The sequence below is a fragment of the Paenibacillus cineris genome (assembly GCF_018333335.1).
Taxonomy (GTDB): domain Bacteria; phylum Bacillota; class Bacilli; order Paenibacillales; family Paenibacillaceae; genus Paenibacillus_AQ; species Paenibacillus_AQ favisporus.
On the sequence record NZ_BORU01000003.1, the window covers coordinates 494,598 to 515,692 of the forward strand.

The 21,095-nt window shown below is 49.1% G+C and carries 21 protein-coding genes; 3 read left to right on the forward strand and 18 right to left on the reverse strand.

The window, feature by feature from the left end:
- Window positions 1-747: 747 nt before the first annotated feature.
- Together KI379_RS26465 and KI379_RS26470 are read left to right on the forward strand one after the other, a co-directional pair.
- Window positions 748-1,509: a helix-turn-helix domain-containing protein gene (locus KI379_RS26465; protein WP_244879447.1), complete on the forward strand. Its 762-nt coding sequence runs from the start codon at window positions 748-750 to the stop codon at window positions 1,507-1,509.
- Between the two features lie 205 nt (window positions 1,510-1,714).
- On the forward strand, window positions 1,715-2,665 hold the full coding sequence (locus KI379_RS26470; RefSeq protein ID WP_212985471.1) for an aldo/keto reductase: 951 nt from the start codon (window positions 1,715-1,717) through the stop codon (window positions 2,663-2,665).
- Window positions 2,666-2,724: 59 nt separating this feature from the next.
- Here the strand turns inward: KI379_RS26470 and KI379_RS26475 are convergent, their stop codons facing one another.
- The 4 genes from KI379_RS26475 to KI379_RS26490 all read right to left on the reverse strand — a co-directional run bounded on the left by KI379_RS26475 (window position 2,725) and on the right by KI379_RS26490 (window position 6,421).
- Window positions 2,725-3,366 (reverse strand): HAD family hydrolase, encoded by a 642-nt coding sequence (locus KI379_RS26475; RefSeq protein ID WP_212985472.1) that lies wholly within the window; start codon window positions 3,364-3,366, stop codon window positions 2,725-2,727.
- 205 nt (window positions 3,367-3,571) lie between these two features.
- A complete protein-coding gene (locus KI379_RS26480; RefSeq protein WP_212985473.1) occupies window positions 3,572-4,756 on the reverse strand; it encodes a serine hydrolase domain-containing protein in 1,185 nt (394 codons plus the stop codon).
- 207 nt (window positions 4,757-4,963) lie between these two features.
- Window positions 4,964-5,641: a pentapeptide repeat-containing protein gene (locus KI379_RS26485; protein WP_244879448.1), complete on the reverse strand. Its 678-nt coding sequence runs from the start codon at window positions 5,639-5,641 to the stop codon at window positions 4,964-4,966.
- Between the two features lie 114 nt (window positions 5,642-5,755).
- On the reverse strand, window positions 5,756-6,421 hold the full coding sequence (locus tag KI379_RS26490) for a TetR/AcrR family transcriptional regulator (protein WP_089548946.1): 666 nt from the start codon (window positions 6,419-6,421) through the stop codon (window positions 5,756-5,758).
- A 354-nt stretch (window positions 6,422-6,775) separates the two neighbouring features.
- On the opposite strand from KI379_RS26490, the gene KI379_RS26495 reads away from it, so the two are divergent.
- The gene (locus KI379_RS26495; RefSeq protein WP_212985474.1) at window positions 6,776-8,137 is read left to right on the forward strand and encodes a DJ-1/PfpI family protein; all 1,362 of its coding nucleotides are present in this window, start codon (window positions 6,776-6,778) and stop codon (window positions 8,135-8,137) included.
- 169 nt (window positions 8,138-8,306) lie between these two features.
- Here the strand turns inward: KI379_RS26495 and KI379_RS26500 are convergent, their stop codons facing one another.
- The 14 genes from KI379_RS26500 to KI379_RS26565 all read right to left on the reverse strand — a co-directional run bounded on the left by KI379_RS26500 (window position 8,307) and on the right by KI379_RS26565 (window position 20,877).
- Window positions 8,307-8,951 (reverse strand): HAD family hydrolase, encoded by a 645-nt coding sequence (locus KI379_RS26500; protein WP_244879460.1) that lies wholly within the window; start codon window positions 8,949-8,951, stop codon window positions 8,307-8,309.
- A gap of 201 nt (window positions 8,952-9,152) precedes the next feature.
- Window positions 9,153-9,749 carry a chloramphenicol phosphotransferase CPT family protein gene (locus tag KI379_RS26505; protein ID WP_212985476.1) on the reverse strand — a complete coding sequence of 199 codons (597 nt, stop codon included), beginning with the start codon at window positions 9,747-9,749 and terminating at the stop codon, window positions 9,153-9,155.
- Between the two features lie 183 nt (window positions 9,750-9,932).
- Entirely contained in the window at window positions 9,933-10,466 is a 534-nt protein-coding gene (locus KI379_RS26510; RefSeq protein WP_212985477.1) for a GNAT family N-acetyltransferase, read from the reverse strand.
- A gap of 124 nt (window positions 10,467-10,590) precedes the next feature.
- Window positions 10,591-11,313: a nucleotidyltransferase domain-containing protein gene (locus KI379_RS26515; RefSeq protein WP_212985478.1), complete on the reverse strand. Its 723-nt coding sequence runs from the start codon at window positions 11,311-11,313 to the stop codon at window positions 10,591-10,593.
- Between the two features lie 68 nt (window positions 11,314-11,381).
- Window positions 11,382-11,657, reverse strand: coding sequence for a hypothetical protein (locus KI379_RS26520; RefSeq protein ID WP_076177101.1), 276 nt, complete (start codon window positions 11,655-11,657; stop codon window positions 11,382-11,384).
- Between the two features lie 153 nt (window positions 11,658-11,810).
- Window positions 11,811-12,794, reverse strand: coding sequence for a tRNA dihydrouridine synthase (locus KI379_RS26525; RefSeq protein WP_212985479.1), 984 nt, complete (start codon window positions 12,792-12,794; stop codon window positions 11,811-11,813).
- Between the two features lie 522 nt (window positions 12,795-13,316).
- Window positions 13,317-13,958 carry a peroxiredoxin-like family protein gene (locus tag KI379_RS26530; protein ID WP_212985480.1) on the reverse strand — a complete coding sequence of 214 codons (642 nt, stop codon included), beginning with the start codon at window positions 13,956-13,958 and terminating at the stop codon, window positions 13,317-13,319.
- Window positions 13,959-14,058: 100 nt separating this feature from the next.
- The gene (locus KI379_RS26535) at window positions 14,059-14,577 is read right to left on the reverse strand and encodes a hypothetical protein (RefSeq protein WP_244879449.1); all 519 of its coding nucleotides are present in this window, start codon (window positions 14,575-14,577) and stop codon (window positions 14,059-14,061) included.
- 506 nt (window positions 14,578-15,083) lie between these two features.
- Window positions 15,084-15,665 (reverse strand): TetR/AcrR family transcriptional regulator, encoded by a 582-nt coding sequence (locus KI379_RS26540; RefSeq protein WP_089548955.1) that lies wholly within the window; start codon window positions 15,663-15,665, stop codon window positions 15,084-15,086.
- Window positions 15,666-15,972: 307 nt separating this feature from the next.
- Complete coding sequence (gene rlmD / locus KI379_RS26545; protein ID WP_212985481.1) at window positions 15,973-17,523, reverse strand: 23S rRNA (uracil(1939)-C(5))-methyltransferase RlmD; 1,551 nt, start codon at window positions 17,521-17,523, stop codon at window positions 15,973-15,975.
- Between the two features lie 468 nt (window positions 17,524-17,991).
- A complete protein-coding gene (locus tag KI379_RS26550; RefSeq protein ID WP_076176778.1) occupies window positions 17,992-18,873 on the reverse strand; it encodes a diacylglycerol kinase in 882 nt (293 codons plus the stop codon).
- A 48-nt stretch (window positions 18,874-18,921) separates the two neighbouring features.
- A complete protein-coding gene (locus KI379_RS26555) occupies window positions 18,922-19,701 on the reverse strand; it encodes a sirohydrochlorin chelatase (protein WP_212985482.1) in 780 nt (259 codons plus the stop codon).
- A gap of 1 nt (window position 19,702) precedes the next feature.
- On the reverse strand, window positions 19,703-19,993 hold the full coding sequence (locus tag KI379_RS26560) for a YerC/YecD family TrpR-related protein (protein ID WP_076176780.1): 291 nt from the start codon (window positions 19,991-19,993) through the stop codon (window positions 19,703-19,705).
- A gap of 647 nt (window positions 19,994-20,640) precedes the next feature.
- Window positions 20,641-20,877, reverse strand: a complete 237-nt coding sequence (locus KI379_RS26565) for a hypothetical protein (protein ID WP_212985483.1) — start codon at window positions 20,875-20,877, stop codon at window positions 20,641-20,643.
- Window positions 20,878-21,095: the final 218 nt, after the last annotated feature.

Sequence of the window (21,095 nt, forward strand, 5' to 3'; positions counted from 1 at the left end):
ATAACTTCATCTATAAGGATCGTATAGTTGACCAGGAGGAAGTTCAAGGTAAAATTTTGTTTAAATCAACTATCCTGCCCGTTAGTTTATTGCCTGAAGCCAGTTTAGCTCTGTAACTCCGTTAGGTTCTAATCGTTACCCTTATAATACGGTTCACTTTAACGGTCATAACAGCGAAAATTACGAAAGGAGCTGGCGCTGCCAACTCCTTCGCTTTTTATCGATTTCTAGTCTAAACGTAGTAATTTACTTCTAATCAGTCAACAGGCACGAGTCAATCTTTCGTAGTAACCCCCGGTCATCTTCATAGTCGAAAACAGTATCCAGGAAAACTTGCTCGTTTGGAGCTAAATGAACAAGTCGTTTGAGCTTTTCAGCAAAGTATTCACGCCGGGTTCCAGTTATACTAAACGTATAAGTGTTGAGAAGTTTGTTAAGAAACATAGAGGATGGTTCCTTTGAACATCGGGCAAAGCACATCGTTATCAGGTACCGTCCAAACGGCTTCTAATTATTCTACAGGTAAGCGCAGACGGGCATATCCGAAAGGATGATTATGAAATGGAAACTAGAGCAATCTCAGGAACAAGTAAGGCGGGGACGTCCACGACTATGAGATCAAGCAAAATGGTCAGGGTGCCTCATGAACTGGTAAAGTCTCCGAATAAAAAAGGGAGCTTGAAGCTGGATGGGATGTCCGTTATCGAATTCTGTTTTTACACGCAAGGCATAAAAGGAAGCTTTTTTTTGCAGGATCATCTTCTGCTAATCGTCAAGTCAGGTGTCTATACCATTCGCTTCGGTGATCGAGAATACAAGATACGGAGCAACGAAATGATGTTTATTCATAAATCAACTGGAGTCGAGTACGAGAAAACGGGTGAACCCGATTCCGATTATATTCTCGACTATACGATGTTTTTCCTGAACGAGAAGATCGTAGATGAATTCCTCAAGTTCGCCGGTTTAAAACCCATTTATCTCGTGAATGATGTTGTTCCGATAACCGTCTTTCCGATCAATGACCGCATTGGAAGCTATATTGAGTCGTTAAAACCCTTTTTCGAGAACTCTGACGAAGTCAAAGAAGGACTCGTTCGTGTGAAGCTGATGGAATTGCTGTTTCACATCGCCGATTCGAATGATCGTTTGCTGCATCAAATGATGCAACCTATAAGCAAGGAAAGAGGCAGCATTGCAAAAATCATGGAGGAGAACTTCATGAATCCCGTTTCCCTTAACGACCTGGCCTATTTGTCCGGCAGAAGCCTGGCGGCGTTCAAAAGGGATTTTCAAGCAATATACAACACCTCCCCGCTCAAATGGGTTCGCAATCGAAGGCTGGATAAAGCCAAGGAACTGCTAGCGGAAACCGTGTTATCTGTTACGGATGTCTGTTTTTCGACCGGATTCGAAAATATCGCTCACTTTTCCAAAGTATTCAAGGAAAGATTCGGACTCCCACCCTCAGAGTTTAGACGGCAGCTGAGGTTGAAGGAGGATGCCTAAAGGGGCTACAAAATGGCTGCACAGGCACTTGATTTGAAGATACCGTTTCGCGGACAGCGGAACGGTATCTTGTTATGTACAGAAACCAAAATGAGCTAAATAAACAAATAGAAATGAGCTTGTAGGCAAAGAAATTCATTCGTCTCCCTGATATTCTTATCTCATGCGGTAAACGTTTCACTAATATAGAAAGGTGTTGAAACCAATGAAAAAAGTAAAATTGCAAAATGAAATGATTCCTCCGATCGCTCTTGGTACCTGGTCATGGGGAACCGGTCAAGGCGGTGGGGATGCTATTTTCGGGAATCATCTTACCGCGGAAGACTTAAAACCGGTTTTTGATGCGGCGATGAAAGTTGGACTCCATTTATGGGACACCGCGACGGTGTACGGAATGGGAGCCTCCGAAAGCATTTTGGGCGAGTTTACCAAAGGCCGCGACGATGTGCTGCTCTCAACGAAATTTACTCCGCAGCTTGGCGGGCCTGTTGAAGACCGCTTGAACAGCAGCCTGAACCGGCTCGGCGCAGACCAGACGGATATTTATTGGATCCACAATCCTCTTGATGTAAAAAGATGGACTCCAGAGCTGATTCCGCTCATGAAAAGCGGAAAAGTAAAATATGCAGGCGTCTCCAACCACACTCTGGAGGAAATCCAGCTAGCACAAAGTATTTTGGCTGAAGAAGGGCTGAAAATCTCTGCTGTACAAAATCATTACAGCCTACTGTACCGTTCGTCCGAAGAAGCCGGAATTATGGATTACTGCAACGAAAACAACATTGTGTTCTTCTCCTATATGGTATTGGAACAGGGCGCATTAACTGACAAATACAGCGCGAAAAATCCTCTCCCCAGCGGCACCAGAAGAGGCGAGGCGTTTGATGAAGACGTGCTTGCGAAACTGGAAGGCCTGATTCATGTTATGAAGGAAGTCGGCCATCATCACAATGCGAATTCTGCACAAGTTGCCATCGCTTGGGCCATTGCAAAAGGAACCGTTCCGATCATCGGCGTTACGAGAACTTCCCAAATTGCTGATGCTGTAAAAGCCGCCGAAATCACGCTGACAGCACAGGAAATCCATAATCTTGAAGCAGCGGCGAAAGAGACAGGAATAGTCATCAAAGGTGAATGGGAAAAGCCGATGCATTAAATCACTATAATCCTTCTTGTGCCGGCCTTATCAGGCCCAAACGAAGGTTCTAGGGTCTCTCAGGTTACTTTCAGGATAATTTCCTTTAGTTCAATTAGCGTCTTGATTCGATAGCTGGCCTGTGAGAAGTCATGTGTTTTGGTGAAGTCGTTATGGACAATAGCACAGTCGATCCCAGCCGCCACGGCTGAGTTCAACCCTCTGTTTGAATCCTCTACAACCAGGGTCTCTTCTTTGGTAGCCCCGAAGCGCTTTAGGCCGGTCAAGTATGGTTCCGGGTGCGGCTTGGTGTGCTCGTAGTCTTCACGAACAAGGACGAATTCCATGAATTGTATGATCTGGCGCTTTTCATGTATAAGCTGAAAATCCGCACGTTTTGCAGTTGTCACGATAGCCATACGGACGTACTTTGACAATTCGGCTAGAGTTTCAACTACACCTTCAATCTCTATGGCTTCTGTTCTTAGATACTCTTGATAATAGACGTTGCGGACCTCACGCTGCTTGCTGATGGTCTGTTCATCAATACCTGCCGCCCTAGCTTGGGACCAAGTGCCCAATGACTGGGTCATGTCGCGGAGGTACTGATCTTTATCCAAGGTAAATCCAATGTCAGCCAGAGCGCGTTCTCCCGCTTTGTAATACCAGAATTCAGTATCTACCAGAACACCATCATGATCGAAAAGTATGTACTTCTTCATTGTTTGGTTCTCCTTTGGCAGCTGTGGCAACCATTCGTGCCATCACGCGATGTCGATCACCCTAAATAGACGGGCCAGATGTGTTACTGAAGAAATAAGTTATTAAATAATTCGGTTCTACAATTACTCTATCCTGCCCGTTAGTTGAATAAAGCCAGCCGATCAAAGTAATCGGCTGGCTTCTTGTTCGTACGTGCCACAGTGCTCAGTCCTGTTTACTGGCTGGCTCGGCCACGTCAGCCGACCCGGCCTGCCCGCCGCCGAACACCTCCTCGAGGAGCCTCTGCGTCGCCTTCTGGAACGCCACTGCCAGGGACATGGCGACGTCGTCCACATAGTTCAAGGAGGCGGTCAGGGTCTTGCTGCCGTCGGGCGTGCTGTACATCAATGCCGCGTAGCCCGAAATGCCGCCGTTGTGGGTGATGATGGTAACGTCGCCGTTCGGTCCGGCGTTCTGCACGAACACCCCCAGGCCATAGCCGATTTTGGGATACGGCTTGCACATCTCGGCCAGCAGCGGGGCCGGGAGGAGCTTGCCGCCCATCAGCGCGGAGATGAACGTGTGGAGATCCTGGGTGGTCGAGATCATGTCGCCGCCGGTGGAGATCCAGGAGGGGTTCTGGCGGGTGATGTCGACCGTCTTCTGCTCGCCGGCCTCCTCGTACCGGTAGTAGGCGTGGGCGTGCGGTTCGGGGATCTCCGGCTGGGTGTCTGGTACCACGGTACCCGACAGCCCAAGCGGCCCCAGAATCAGCCGCTGCATCTCCTCGGCGAGCGAGCTGCCGGTGACCTTCTCGATCAGCAGCCTGGCCAGCACGTAGTTGGTGTTGGAATAGCTCCAGTCCGTTCCCGGCTCGAATCGCGCCGGCTTGGATAAAGCCAGCCGTACCAGCTCCTCCGGCCGGTAGGTCTTGAACCGGTTATCTACCCACTCCTGGCCCTGCCAGGGGATCCCCGGCACGACTGTCCCGTCTTCGTAGTACTCGCCGGTGAAGTTGAACACCCCGCTGGTGTGTTGCAGCAGCATCCGCACCGTGATCCGCGGGTCCATCCCGAACTCAGGCAGGTAGTCTACCACCGAGTCGTCCAGCCCAATCCTGCCCTCGGCAACCAATTGCAGCACCACGGTCGCGGTGAAGGTCTTGGTGTTGCTGCCTATCCGGAAGTGCCCGTTTGTAGGCGGCTTCGTCTCCTCGTCCAACCTGCTCACCCCGGCGCTGCCGACCCACTCGCCCTGCTCATCGTGCACGCGCAGCTGCACCCCGAGGAAACCGGAATCGACGATCTCCTGGATGGCCTTCTGCAGCTCCGGTCGATCCTGCCCGGCAGCGATTCCTTTTTCCTTCATATTTTCTGACGAACTAAAATTTTCTGTTGTTTTCTTTTCCATTTCGTTTCCCTCACTTTACTTTTTTATCAGTCCAATTGGTTCAAACTACAAACTCTCTCCCGGCTTGGCGTTCTCCTTTATCAAAGGATCCGCTTGTGTTCTTTCACTAGAAGGCTCCGAAACGTCACCTTTCAGCACTTGGAGCTGCTTGTTGGATTTTTGCAGTCCTTTGCTTGAATGGTCTTGGTTTGCATCGGATCCCTTCCATTAAATGACGGTGACTTTTGACAAATGGGCATCCATGCCTTTGAGAGCAGCAAATGTCAGTTTATCCATCATCGCGCCGTCAAAGCAGATCGTTTTGATCATGCGATAGTACTTCCTCGTAAAGGTAAACCCCGGTTGGAAAGAAACATTATTTAATGTAGCGCCCTTGAACGAAGCGTTGCTTAAATCCGCTCTGTCAAACTTCACGCCGATAAACGTCTGTCCGTCGAAACGCTGCCCGCTCAGATCGGAGTACTTGAAGTCAACCCCGTCAAACCAACAGCCCTCAAATATCGTTGTTTTCAGATCCGTTGTCGTTAACGTGACGTCGGTCATCCTTACGCCCGTGAATTTGACTCCGTTAAGATTCGCGCTGCTGAAGTTGGTTCGTACAAGAATCGACTTATTGAAGCTTGCATTGGTCAGGTCAAGCGCAGACAGGCTGCAGTCCGTCAGATTCGTGCCGTCAAAGTTGGCTTCGCGTACGTCGCTTCTATTAAACGTACTGCCGGTCAAATCCGAGCCCGAAAAGTCGGAACCGGCGAGCGCGCTGCCCTTAAACTGTCCTTTATGGGCCGTAACGCGCGCTAAGTCACTCTTCACCAGATTGCTTCCACTAAAGTTGGTCACGACTTGCTGTTCCAGCGAGCGGATGGTCATTGTCAATTTCTGATTCATTACATTCACATCTCCTTATAATTAAGTTCTCTAACAAGCACTTTGAATCCGGATCACCTATTCATACCAACCGTTGGTATGAATAGGCTTAAAAATAAGCTGCCTCTCGGCAGTTTAGTTTTCTTTGCTGACTTCTCTAGCTGACATACGCAACAGTTCCTCGTACCGTTGAATCATTTGCTCATCGAACAGGTCAAGCCCCAGGCCTTTCAATATTTCATCGAAAAACTTTACCTTGCGCAACACTACCTCGGGCGAAGCTGGAATGATCGCCGGGTTTAGCCAAATGTTGGTGAGTACCATCAGCACTTCGCTAAGCTCCCTAGGATAGTCAGTTTGGATCGATCCGTCTCGCATACCCTGTTCGATAATGGGCTGGATATAGATGGGTACGGCTTTATCGATGATGTTCTCGATCAGTGCCGCCAGCATCTTCGGATTGCGCAAGAGGTTCGGTGCCACCGATGCCAATTCGTCTTGGGCGGGATTGTCGAGAGAGACGAGGGAAATCTTGCGAAGCTTTTCCCGTCCGTTCAGCTCCTTGTCGTCCCGGACACTGGACAGCATATCATCAACACCTTGGAACAAATGATCGGTGACAGCCTGCAGGATCTCCTCCTTCGACTTGAAGTGATGGTAAATTGCCCCTTTTGTCAGCCCGCCCAGCTCGTTGATGATATCCTGAACGGAAGTCTGCTCGTATCCCTTTTGAATGAACAGGTTAAGAGCCACGGTTAAGATCTGGTTGATTGTTTCTTCAGGATATTTATTCCTTGCCATACGCTTCCTCTTTTCATACATTCGGTTGGTATGTAACAAATATATCCGATCATCCTTTTAATGTCAACACCAAAAACAAAATCATTTGACTACTTATTTACAACTTTATTTTTTCGGTCTAACATCATGCATCGGCAGCGTTGTCGTATAGCCCTTTTGAGTCATATTCAGAAAAGGTCCGGTCAGCTATTATTGTAATGTAACGACATGCGTTATCCGGATATAAACTCTGCCTGGACCTAAGTCGGGGAAAATAACCGTCTTCAGATGGTTTTTCAATTTTTCTTTTCTTAGTATCCTTTAATTGGGAAAGTTAATAACAAATATTTACTTACTGATTAAAGGAGAGAGAAAATGAAGAAAGTATGGCGTTTCGTTGTATATGCATGCGTTACGATTCTCGTAGTAGGAGGAACCGGAGCGGTCGGTTACATGCGTACGATGCAGGAGTCTATGTCGGTTTACGATAAGCCGGTTCCTACTTCTTTACAAAGCGTCCAAGCTCCTGCCTATGATTCGAAAAAGCCGACAGTTGCCGTGATGTTGGCGAATGAAGTGACCGAGGTGTTCGATTTCCTTGTACCTTACGAAATGTTCTCCATGACAGGCTCGTACAATGTGTTTGCAGCTGCGCCCGACAAAAACGTCAAATCGTTGACAGGCGGTCTTGATATCGTGCCCCATTATACTTTTGATGAATTAGATCAATTGACGAGTAAAGGTCCGGATATTATCGTCATCCCTTTCATGCCGATTTTGGATGAAGCGAAATACAAGCCTGTCCGCGATTGGATAAGGAAGCACTCGGGCAAAGAAACGACATTACTGTCCATCTGCAATGGTGCCGAGAATTTGGCCGATACCGGCCTGCTGGATGGAAAATCTGCAGCAACGCACTGGGGAGATATCGGCAGGTTAGAAAAGAAATATAGCGAGGTTACTTGGAAGAGAGACCAGCGTTATGTGGCTGACAGCAATTTGGTCTCGTCTGCCGGATTGACATCGGGGATCGATGCAACCCTGTACGTCATCTCCCAGCAAATGGGTGAGCCGACTGCTGAGAAAGTGGCGAAGGATATGAATTACCCTTCCTACCATTTTGTTCAACATCCGCAAATGAAGCCTTTCACAGCCGGATTGAGCGATGTCGTATATATTCTGAACAACGCCTTTCAATGGAGCAAGAAAAAAGACGGGATCCTACTGTATGACGGTGCCGACGAACTCATGTTATCCTCTGCTTTTGACACTTATGGAGCTTCTGGAACGACGACAACAATAACGGTATCAAGTAAACGCGAACCGGTCGTGACCCGGCATGGTCTCAATCTCATCGCCCGATATCAAATTGCAGATGCTCCGAAACTCGACAGAATGATTTTCGTAGGCCCGGACGTAAAGACGGTCGCTGCGGGCGATATACGAAACTGGAACGAAAACGGTGGAAAGGCTGAACAGCTTTACCTGCACACCGATTCGCCCGGGCGGTTCGCGATGGAACCAGCGTTTGAAGATCTGGCAAGGCAGGAAGATGTCCGGACGGCCAAATTCGCCGCTAAGCGGCTCGAGTACCGTGCCACGAGCCACTTTAAACTTGAAGGAGCTCCTTTTTCATATGAAGCGTTCGGCATTCCGATCGGTGTCGGCATGGTGTCTCTGTTCGTTCTTTATTTAGCAGACAGACGTTTCATAAGAAGAAAGAAACTTTCCGCATAAATTGGGATGCAAAAGAAGCATTTAAGACGTCAGGTCTGGATGCTTCTTTTGCGTTATAGAGAATTGTTTTAGTTAAACTATCCTGCCCGTTAACTTAATGAATAAGAGCAGTGAAATATTACTTAGATACTTATCTAATCGGCAATCGGTACAGAGGTTTTGTCCTTGGCTAGATTAACTTCATATGGATATTGGGCAGAAAGTTAAGTACATCCATCGGGGTATGGGCAAACATTGTTGGACATATCGGCTTAAGTCGTTCATAATTGCCATCTCCCCAAAGTGCCGCAATACTCCTCATTCGTGCTGCATGAGCTGCTCTTATATCTGAGGGTTGGTCTCCGATATACAGACAATTTTCAGGGAGTGAATTAAAGTGACTTGCAGCGAGAACTAGAGGATCAGGATGAGGTTTATGTTGTAGGGTGTCTTCCTGGGCTACGATAACGTCAAACAAGATGTCCAATGATTTGTTTTGTAATTCTTTTAAGACATGAAATCGCCGTTTAGAAGATACGATTCCCATCCGATAACCTCTCTGCTTCAATTCGTCCAGAAGCTCGGGTACATCTGGGTAGCAAAGGATCTGTTCCGCACGTTCTTGGTAGTAACGTGTTCCCGTATCTAGAATTTGTTTTGCCAAATTGTCATCGAACCATTCTTTATAGACTACAGGAACGGGGCGTCCAACCAGCTGAGAAAATTCGTCGTCTGTCGGCTCCCTTCCAAGCACCTGTTTAAATCCATAACGTGTACCTTCCTTCGCCAACGAATCACTATCTTGAATTGTCCCATCCAAGTCCCACAGAACCACTCTGATCAAAAGTGCCACCACCTCAACTCGATTCCTTCGCAAAATCACTCCATTATCCTTGCCCGTTAGCTTAACGACGACAGCCTATTATTTTGTCCGGCTGACGTCATGATTGAGCCATTGGGTTTATTCCAAATCTCCCGCCAGACAGAGGAAATAGCCCCTATCTTGAAATATGTTGTTATCTGATGGATTCGCCTTCTATGAAACACTGACCTCTCTTTTACTTAATTTCTTAAATGCAGCATAATCCTGATCGGACTTAATAAAACTTAATATTTTTTCGGCACATTCTGTTGCGCTCAACTCTTCAGTATTTACTTCAAGGTCATATTCATTAAAGGAATATACTTTGTCGAACTGGGAAGCTGCTAGTCCAATCTTGCGATCTCCTCTGATTTGTTCTCTTCTTGCAAGTTCTTCTTTCGAGCATATGACACCTACAAATAATGTAGGATAATCAAAAAGTGCATCAAGATAATCATTAAACCACTTATCATTTTCGATTACGGTATCGACGATTACATTCAGTCCCATTTCGGAAAACAATTTAATTGTCGCGTAGTACATAGAGATTATGGGATCAAATATGATTTGTCCGATACCTTCATCATCCAATTTTCTTACAGGTTTTAAATCTGGAAATTTATTATTAATAAAATCATTGTAATTATGATAAAAATCATCAATGGATAAATGATGAAAAAGAATCTCTTTCTGGTTGGTCAGTTCCATGGAAATACTCGTCTTTCCTGCACTTGAAGTTCCGTTCAACAACACAATAAGTCCTTGCTCCAAACGAACCACCCTTACCTATAAGATTTGCGTATCTTTCAGATAAACGTTATCTTCACAAAGTTCAATAAATTATCCAGCTGATCAAATATTCGAGAAACAATTGAATGATCCTGGCCTTTAGGTTAATGAAAATAACGTTTCCCATTAGCGTAATTGCTAATGAAATAAATTGGATTCCATCAATTATTTTATCGACCAAGGAATAGGTGTAACCTGATTGTTCTCCCAGTCTTCCCTAATCACCGCGTAACCGACGGAGTCAAACAATAGCCCGGCTTGTCTCCAAGATTTACGATGATACGCTTCCAACACGAACAACGATTTAGCAAATAGAGCTTGCATAGCCGTGTTATCCACTCGGGTATGTCCTTCAATGCGGATCGCTTCCGGGTATTCAGAGAACACGTGCGAGACGATCCAACTCAAAGCTGACTTTCCAATACCCTTGCCCCGATACTCGCTTCGGATTCTCAGATCAAACATAACAATCGGATCGGAGACGTCAAACAATCGGATCAGTCCGATTTTCTGATGGCCGCCTTGATCAATGATCCAGAACGTTCGAGTATTCTCATTGTGATAGGCGCCATTTTCATAAGCCTTTCTGATATCGGATTCAGTAGGGTTCTCAACTCCATGATAAGGCCAGCTATCTGATGTGAGGAACTGTACGAGCTCCTCAACTTCCTGTTTAACAGATTCAAAAGTGATACTCACGGTAATAACCCCTTTCTGTGGCTATGTGATATTCCACAATTCCAAAAAAATTCCTTTTATGCCGTCCGCTGCAAAGAGGCTCATTTCATATCACTCAATCATTTACTTCCTAACGGACTCATCTTCAGCCGTCCCAGTAATTCACTTCATTTTCCAGCTGGTCTCCCCATGCCTCATACACTTGATTAAAATCAAAAGATCTCAGCAATTTTTCGGTAGCTCTAAACAATATGATTTGATCCTTGGGGTTAGCGGTTTTGGATATCGCTGCAAACCGTTCACTTAAAGCTGTCTTCTGCATTGGAAGATGCTCCAAACGAACGAGTAAGATATCGACTCTATCCAAATAAGGGGGAATAAGCTTATTCATGCTAAACAAGCAATTGATTAAGCACATGATAGACGAAGAAGCCTGCAGTAAAGCCCCAAGTTCATTATTTCTTCTTACTGCCTTCATAGATCGGTAAAAAGCATTCAGATAGGCATCCAACCATTCCGTGACTTGTCTTTCAGATTCTTGATCAGATAGTGTACAGATTTCATGAATAACCGATGGCAGCCATGTGGTATGGTCAACGATGATTTGAGCAGTTAAAAAAGCGTTCGCTCGCCAATCCGAACATTTTTGAAGCCCTTTAATCTCCTCTTCGCTTATGTAGGATACATCCCATTTCCAAGCCGCGTTGGGAAGACGCAACACGGGCTCGGACTGTTGATAGACGACAAGTAAATCGACATCTGAGAGCTGGTCATGGGCGTCAGCTGAAACCGAACCCATTAAAAGTACACCTAATACATTGGGCTGACTACAATTTTCATATACTACCTGTTTGATTTGATCAATCATACGAACACCCCCACGATTGTATACTTTTTGTTGTCACTATAAATACAAGTTCTTCTCCATTCCTGCGGCTACATATCCCGAAGCAGTGAAGTATTCAGCTCCGCTCTTCCCAGGTAACCGCTGCAGATGACAGGGCGGTTAATGATTTCATAGAGTTTTTTAAGGTCCGTAATGTACTCCTGGCTCCAAGTTTCAAACGATTCGAATTCCTCCTTGGAAATTTGGTGGTACTCCGGGGTGTCGGCGATCCCCGTTAAGACCTCATATGCGTAGATATCGCCGCCAAACTTTCCTGCAGATTGGTACCTGCCTGTTTTCAGACGGATGTAATCGGTGTATCTCAAAGTCATCACTCCATAGGGATCATGATTATCGTACAATTATCATAATCTGCCTTTCAATACAACACAATCGCAATCGAATAAGACTAAATTCGTCTATCGTAGAACGCAAAAAAACTCCATCCCCGAAGGGACGGAGTACTTCGCATATCTTATTTAACTGTCTGCACCCTCATCCATACGCTGTGCAAATTCGTCCAGAAGCGCACGCACTTCATCGGTAGACGCCGTGCTCATCAATTGATTTCTGAGTTCGCTTGCCCCTCTGAACCCTTTGACATAAATTTTGAAAAAGCGATGAAGAGCTTTGAATGGACGTGCCTCTAATTGTTGGGAATACTGATCATGAAGATCCAGCTGCAATCTTAAAAGATCAAGGTATTCGGCGCTGCTATGTTCCCTCGGCTCTTTTTCAAAGGCAAACGGATTTTTAAAAATACCACGCCCGATCATGATCCCGTCCACACCATATTGTTCTGCCAGCTTCAGGCCCGTTTGACGGTCAGGAATATCGCCATTAATCGTGAGCAGCGTATGTGGCGCCACACGATCCCGAAGTGCCTTAATTTCAGGAATCAGCTCCCAATGCGCATCGACTTGGCTCATTTCCTCTCGTGTACGCAAATGGATCGAAAGATTAGCGATGTCCTGCTTCAAAATATGGGTCAGCCAGTCCTGCCATTCATCCACCCTGGTAAAACCAAGTCTGGTCTTTACACTTACAGGCAAACCTCCTGCTTTGGCGGCTTGGATGATTTCAGCGGCAACCTCTGGGCGGAGAATTAATCCGCTTCCCTTCCCATTGGATGCTACATTAGGAACAGGACAACCCATATTGATATCGATCCCTTTAAAGCCTGCCTTCGCCATCCCGATACTCATCTTTTCAAAATACTCCGGCTTATCGCCCCATATATGTGCAACCATCGGTTGTTCATCCTCGGTAAATAGCAAACGGCCGCGCACACTATGATTGCCTTCTGGATGACAGTAGCTCTCCGTATTCGCAAACTCGGTAAAAAACACATCCGGTCTTCCTGCTTTACTCACGACATGACGAAAAACAACATGCGTCACATCTTCCATTGGTGCAAGTATAAAAAAAGGCCGGGGTAAATCAAGCCAAAAATTATCGTTCACTTCAAACTCAATCCTCTCGTAATAATAAAGCTTCAGCAGATATCCAAAAATATTACGCCTATATGCAATTTCTTATCCACTTAAATCATGCTTCATAACTTAATGATTAAACCAAAGTACACTTGGACTTCCAACCCTTCTGACCCTATTATATATCAAATTACTCCGGAATTTTTATATTGTCAGATATAAGAAAAACTCTATCGACGTACCTTCCCAGAAGACAGACCGCGTTTAAAGGAAGTTTTTCTTGCAATATCAGGAAGCCGCCATGGCTCTGGAGTTTATACTTTCTGATATTATAAGAAAAACTCTATCGACGTACCTTCCAAGAAGACAGACCGCGTTTAAAGGAAGTTTTTCTTGCAATATCAGGAAGCCATGGCTCTGGAGTTTATACTTTCTGATATTATAAGAAAAAGAACGAATTCCCCCATCAGAGAAATTCGTTCTTTATTCCAATCATTTAATCATGCCACTCCTATGAAACCCAGAGGTATAGCACAATTATTATCGTAGGGTTTACAGCTTTCTCAATTCATGCAAAATATTGTCCGGATCCAACCGCTGCATAAAGTCCGGATTCACGTAGGCAGAACGGATGATGCCGGATTCGTCGATCATAAAGGTGGAAGGAATCGGCAGGATCCAACGGTTCGTCGCATTGTATTCCGCCAGGTCCATGCCCATTTGTTTCATCATGTTCTGGATATAATCCGGAACGTCGTAAAGGATGTTATAGAAAGCAGCCACGAGACCGTTGGTGTCGCTCAGTACTTGGAAGGTCAGCTCTTCTTTCTCCTGCTGGGAAAGCGTGTTGTCGGGGCTTTGCGGGCTGACCGCGATCAACTGGCCCCCAAGGGCTTCGATGTCCGGCAGTAGCTTCTGATAAGCCTTCAGCTGACTGTTGCAGAAAGGGCACCATCCGCCCCGGTAGAAAGTGAGGACAACAGGTCCTCTGGACAGTTCATCATAAAGATTCACCGTTTCTCCCAAAGCATTCTTGAGTGTAAAATCTTTGGCCTTTTCCCCCTCCTGCCGGCCGTAAGGAATACCGGATTCCTGCTGCTCCCGGATCTGACGGAACATCTCTGTTTGAATCTCTATAGGGGTATGCGCGATAAATTGCTGTTTGGTTTCCGCTAAAGCTTGAGTTAATGACATGTTTCGCTCTCCTTTTTAATTAAAACTTTCTCATAAAAGCGGCTATAAATTAGATAGACTTGCTGGTTATTTATCAGGCTAAATCTCAATTCATGAAGCTTCATTCCGCAGAAATCTCGGCTGGTGAGGCGAATGCCGCGCGCTTGCCTTGCCTGCGCAAATGGATGATTTGGGCTGTCAAGCCAACAATAAGAATGACGAAAAGAATGCCTTGAGCGCCGCGGAGAATGGGCGAACTCAGATCGGTGACGAAGGGATGGCCGTTAGGAACACGGGTCAGGGTTTCGGTAATGGTCGGCAACATCAGCAGAAACGCCGTCAGGCTCAGGAAGATGGTTTCGAGGTATTTGCCCGCACGCCCAATGCTCGAAATACGCCCGACGCCGTATCCGGCGAGCAGCAGCAGGATCGTTGCGGTACCAATGGCATAGCTAGCCGACTGATGTGCGATGGGGAATACGGTGATCGCGCCAATCAGCATCGAAATGAAGTAGACGATACCGGGCTTTGACCAGGGCACAATCCGTCCGTAACGAGCAAACATATAGATAGCCAGCGGAATGGCGGGCAAGCTGCTGAGTGTATGCACCCAGCCGAGTGATGAAATTCCAAACATCATTGTCTCCTTCCAGTCCATAAGGACAAGGTTGATTTGTTTTGTCTTGGCGCGAGCCGATACTAGCGGCTGACAGCACTCCTGATCAAAAATTCATTTGGTCGTAAACCACTACCTACTAATAGGTAGGTTAAAAAGACAAGACTCCGCCGGCTGCTTTAAACGTCCCCCGTGCCTGTCGTGAAAAAACATCACGCGCGGACCACTCGACGGGACCGGCCACAACCGATATCCCATACTCAGCAGCTCTGGAGGTATGTCTGATCAATCGACGGGCAGCAGGGGCCATTTAGCAATCATTCAGCGACAAGAATACGCCGTTCTCACTGTAGACTGACGTTATGTAGACGGCATGCCTCGTATCTGCAATTGGCGGATGAGATGCGACTCGTTCGTAATATAGCGGGCTAATCCTCATTAGAATATAGCCTGCTCTCAAAGTGGGTAAAGCTAAAGGATTCACCTCTTTTCTTCTAGATTATGACTACAAACCATCTCCATCGCGGCTTTCATCGCGAAGAGAATCGCTCCAAGAGCGAGCTTGTCACGACGCCGAATATTTTCGGATCGCCATAGGCCCGCGCCGAGAGCATCGCGCCGTGAACCGTCGCCATGAACGCTTCGGCCTCATCATGAGGAGTACCCATCAGTTGAAGCTCCCCTTGCCGTGCACCGCGCTCCAGCACAGCTGTCAACCAAGCCGACAGGGAGCGGAAATGCGCCCGGACCTCTAGGCCAACTTCCTCGGGCAGAACGGGGAGCTGGCTTGCCAACAGCGCGCAGACACAAAACGGAGCGCTGTCGTCCATGATGCAGGCTTCCCAATAACCCGTGTAGAACCGAAGCAGTTCGAACGGATCGGATACCTGATGCTCGAGATTCGCCATCCCCTCTTCGGCCTCTTTCCGATACCGCGCAACCAGCGTTCGGACCAGATCTACCTTGCTTGGGAAATGGTGATGGATGCTCGCCTTACGAATCCCAACCACATCAGCGATGTCGGCATAACTGAAACCGTTGTAGCCACCAGCGATGATCAGAGAACGCGCACAAGCCAGGATTTCGTCATAGGTGTTAGATAAATTGTTCATATCGTCATTCTACCTTCTGGTAGGTAGTTTGTCAAATGGTGGGATAGGGGTAAAGCTGGATGGACTCATCAGTAGGCAAAATGCAGGCGGGGCAAGGGTCTTAGCGGGTTCTCGGTTCAGGATTGAGGGGAAACGGTATGCATGTATCCTGTCCCGCTCCCTAAAAATAATATTCCCTGCCCCTGGGTTCCCCCGGCGGATATCGATTGGGTTTAAAAAAGCCGAGAAAATCAGGAGTGAGTACCTGAATTTCGTTCGGCTCTTAGGCAGACTATTTATGCTTTATGCAGACTAGTTAGGCTTTGGCTTAACTTTGAGTGCTATTTACAGCACCATCCCTCACCAACCAAGCCACTGATTCAACGTGAACGGTATGCGGGAACATATCCACCGGCGTCACTTCCACCGTCTTGTACCCGCCGTCCTCCAGCATCCGCAAATCCCGCGCCAATGTAGATGGATTACAGCTCACGTAAACCACCCGCTCCGGCTTCATCTCCAGGATCGTCTCCAGCAGCTTTGGATCGCAGCCCTTGCGCGGCGGGTCGACGACGATGACGTCCGCTTCGATGCCCTGCTCCTTCCAGGCAGGAATGACATCCTCGGACGCTCCGACCTCGAACGTGACGTTGCTCATCCCGTTCAGTTCCGCGTTGCGGCGTGCATCCTCAATCGCCTCCGGCACGATCTCAACGCCGTACACCTTGCCCGCATGCTGGGCAAGAAACAGCGAAATCGTCCCGATACCACAGTACGCGTCGATGACCGTTTCCTTACCGGTCAGCTGCGCATACTCGACCGTCTTTCCGTACAGCACCTCGGTCTGTGCCGGGTTCACCTGATAGAATGACCGCGCCGAGATGGCGAATTTCACGTCGCCGATATAATCATAAATGACCTCACTGCCCCACAGGACGCGAGTCACGTCACCGAAAATCACATTCGTCTGCTTCGTGTTGACGTTCTGGCAGATGCTGACGACCGACGGCAGCTGCTCTCGGATCTCCGAGATCCATTCATCCTTATGCGGTATCTTGTCTCCGTTCGTAACAAGAACGATCATCATCTCACCGGTGCGGAAGGCCACCTTCACGACAACGTGACGAAGCAGGCCTTGGCCGGTTTCTTCGTCGTACGCGGTGATGCCGAGCTTCCGCCCGATGGCCTTCACACGGGCAACGACCTCGTCGTTGTGCTCGTGCTGAATGAGGCAGGTCTCCATGTCGATGATGCGGTGGCTGCCCCGGGCGTAGAAGCCGCCCACCAGGCCGCCTTCGGTGACGCCGATCGGCACCTGGGCCTTGTTGCGGTAGCGCCACGGCTCGTTCATGCCCAGCGTGGCATGAACCTGGATGCCCTGCTGCGCTGCACCGCCCGCTGCGATGGACGCCGGCGCAGCAGCCGCCGCGCCTTCCGCCCCATCGGTAGCCTGCTGCCCGCGCAGCTCGGGCTCGCCGAGCACCTGCAGCTTGCCGATGCGCGTCAGGTTGTCCACGACCAGCTGGCGCTTCCACGCGAGCTGGGCGGCGTAGTCCATATGCTGCAGCTGGCAGCCGCCGCACTGGTCATAGATCGGGCAGGGCGCCGCGATCCGGTTGGGGCTTGCCTGCACGATGTCGAGCAGCTTGGCGTAGCCGTACTGCTTCTTGGTCTTGAGCACCTTCACGCGGACCTTCTCGCCGGGAAGGGCGCCCGCGACGAACAGGGTATAGCCTTCGGCGCGGCCTACTCCTTCTCCGTCATGGTTCATGCCGATGATGTCGATGACGGCCTCATCGTTTTTCGCTACCGGCAGGCCGGCAATCGCTGCAGGCGTGCTGCGGCGGCCGGAATTCCGGCGGCTGTGTCGCTTGTTCATGCTGCTTGAGTCACTTCTTTCGAGTATATTTTGAAAGGGACAGCCCCGATGCACGGCGGCCTGTCCACTTGTATTCGTCAAAGTTATATGAGGAATGATATTCCGTTACTTGCTCTGCAAACTGATCCATGACTATCCTTGTACCGCATATACTGCTCTATGATTCATCCATGTTCCGCATACTAATCCTTGCTCATTCCTTGCTCTACACACTAATCCATCTTTAACCCGCGGGTCATAAGCCCCACAACCCTCTGGCTTCATTTCTTCCCCGCATCCTTCCCATTATAACAGAAAAGCGCACAAAAAAAGTCAAGATGCCCTGCCCCCATCCCTGGCGGATGAGCCGCATGCCGACACCTTAACTCTCCTGCGATGATCCACCGCCTGCCCAGCTTCCCTACGGCAGGGTGAACCATTCTGTTCCTATCCCTGTTGTCTATATCGAATGGGTTGTAAAAGCAAGCCTTACGCAAAAATCCGCAAATGCTGCGGCAGCACCGAAAACTGCCCTGGCAGCGTTCCGCCAAGCTCCCCGTCCAGGTTCAGCAGCACCTTGCCCGGGGACGTCACTTCCATCGACCTCGTGCGGAAGTAGACGACCTTCTTGTCGTTGAAATGCTCGCCGCGCAGCGCGAGGCTGACCAGCCGCACGAATTCGGCCAGGTTGCATTTCTTGAGGGCGATCACATCGAGCAGGCCGTCGTCGATCCGCGCGCCCGGCGCGAGCTTCTCGAAGCCGCCAACGGAATTCGTGTTCGTGATCAGGAAGATCATGAACTCGTCATGGATCGTCTCCTGGCCCTCGGCATTGATGATCAGCTCCTGCGGAGACAGGCTGACCATCTTCTCCACGCCTTTAATATAATAAGCGAGCTGGCCGATCATCGTCTTCAGCCGGCTGGGCACGTCGTAAGTCAGCTCTGTGAGCGTGCCTCCCCCGGCGATGTTGATGAAATACCGGTCGTTCGCCTTGCCCACGTCGATCGGGCGGGTCTGCTGGCGGATGACCAGATCGCAGTAGTCTTCCCAGTTCCTCGGAATGCCGAGTCCCCGCGCAAAATCGTTTGTCGTTCCGACCGGGAACACGCCGAGCGGCGGCAGGTTATCCCGCTCCGCCATGCCGTTGACGACCTCGTACAGCGTGCCGTCCCCGCCGGCGGCGATGATCATGTCGTACCCCCGCTCCACGGCGTCGATGGCCGCCTTCGTGGCGTCCCCTTCGCCCATCGTGGCATGGCAGGAAGCCTCGATGCCGCCCTGATCGAGCCGGTGCAGAATGTCCGGCAGACGCCGGCGCATTTCCTCCCGGCCTGAGGTGGGATTATAAATCAAACGTGCTCTTTTCATACATACGCCACCTAATAAGTTGATAATTTCCGAATAAGCGCCTGTTCCTTACAATGACGCATCAGCAACACGCGCAAGCCAGCTCCGGATCTGCCGTTCCATCCAATGGGTCAGCAGCGGGTGCGGCAGCAGCGCTTCACCTGAATACCGGTAATTTAACCCGTCCAGCCGCTGCGGAATCACCGTCCGGGTGAAATAGCCGTCACTCAAAAAGAGCGGAGCTGCAATCACCTGCATTCCGCGTTCCTTCTGCCAGTATTCCACCTTCGCCCGCACGCTGTCGGGCCGAAGCAGGGCATAGTCCGCCGCGGCCAGGCCGCCGATCGCCCGGGCGCTCTCCGCCAGGCGCGAGAGGCCTTCCTCCCAGCGCTCGCGGAAGCCGTCGTGGCTGCTGCCGTGACCAACAAGAATAAGAACCTCCTCGCCGGGGTTCTTCGATTCCGTCTTCACTTTATCCCACACCATGCGGGCCACGTCCGGATCGTTGTCGATCGGCTCTCCGTACAGAATATTCGCCCGGATGCGAAATGGCTCCAGGTCCGTGTCGATGGCCGGGGCGTCAATGACGCCGAGCGCATATGCGATTTCATTCACATGGGTGCTGCCCGAAGAGACAAACAGCGGAATCACCAGTATATCCGTAACGCCCTGACGCTCCAGATCATCGATCCCGTCCTGAATCAAGCGGCCTTCCACGATCTCCAAGAACGAAGCCGCCACAGGGAGTTCTCCCCGCAGCGGCAGCTGCCCAACGGCATCGTCGACCAGTTGGACCCAGGAGGATTCCCTGGAGCCGTGACTGATAACAAGTACCCCCGGTTTGCGCATATTAACGCCCGAGACGCTCTAACGTCATTTTATACCCTTCGTTGCCATAATTCAAACAGCGCTTCACCCGCGAAATGGTGGCCGTGCTGGCTCCCGTCTCCGCCTCGATCTGATTGTACGTGCTGCCCTTGCCGAGCATGCGCGCCACTTCCAGACGCTGGGAGAGGGATTGGATTTCGTTGACAGTACACAGATCGTCGAAAAATACGTAGCATTCCTCTACATCTTTAAGAGTTAAAATGGCTTCAAATAGTTGGTCGATGCTTTTATCATTAAGTTTCTTCAGCTGCACTGAAATATCATCCCCTATTGTAACTATTGCCTATTCAGGATTTTGCTCCCGTCACAGGGTCTTTCCACATTTAATATCGGTCAATCCGTGTTCAAATGATAGTCCTCTATGTACTCCCATTGTACCGAGCCGGTATGAACTTTTCAAGCGTTAACGGATTCACGCACTGAAGAGTTGCATGGCAGCAGGCCAAATAAAGCGACATGGATCCGCCGCCCGGTCCCCGATGCCCTTCCACGGTTAAAATGCATAGAACACCACCTTCCACTTGAAAGCGCTTAAATTATACATCATCCAGACGGGCTTGTACATGTTTTGGTGGATCATTTCCAATTCCCGGCACTGGACTCCGGGTTGTGATCACAAGTTAGCGATATTCCTTCTCCCGGATCCTCCCCCACGCACCAACTGGGCCTCCGCTGAATCTTGTAGGGTAAGAGGTCTGGGATCCTTGAATGCCGGCTTTTGTGCAAAAGAAAAACCGCCCGATATGGCGGCATGGCGCGTCGCTCTGATGTTGGTGTCCACTCATTCCGAACTCGATGGTCGTTCTCTATGTCGTGCCCATTCATTCCAGACCCGAAGCTCCTTCTCTATGTCGGCCCATTCATTCCAGACCCGAAGCTCCTTCTCTATGTCGTGTCCATTCATTCCAGATCCGAAGCTCCATCATCGGCTTGTGCGTTCTTCTCCTTATGATAATCCTCCCAGAGCGGGGCGATGTATTGTTCCAACGTGCTTACGATCTCATTTCTCCGGCCTTCTTCGATATTGACCGTGTCACTTAAAATATCGTTCCGAATCCGGATGAGCACAAATAGTGGAGGTAGTGCCACCTCACGCAGCGCCTGAATCATGTGTTCTTCTTGGGACGAAATATCCATCACGGCATCTTCCTTTTCTGTTTGGGATGAGCTCATTATAAACCGTGACATTAGTGTCAGGGTCAAGCAAAAATAAGCCGCATTCCAACGTTGCCGACCGTTTCATCCGCTGCTTCCGCGCCGGCTGGGCATCCGCCCGTTTCCGCTCCTATCCCTGTCTACCGGGCTAACGTCCATACATTATGTTTGCCCAGCACATACAGTATAGTAAATCATTC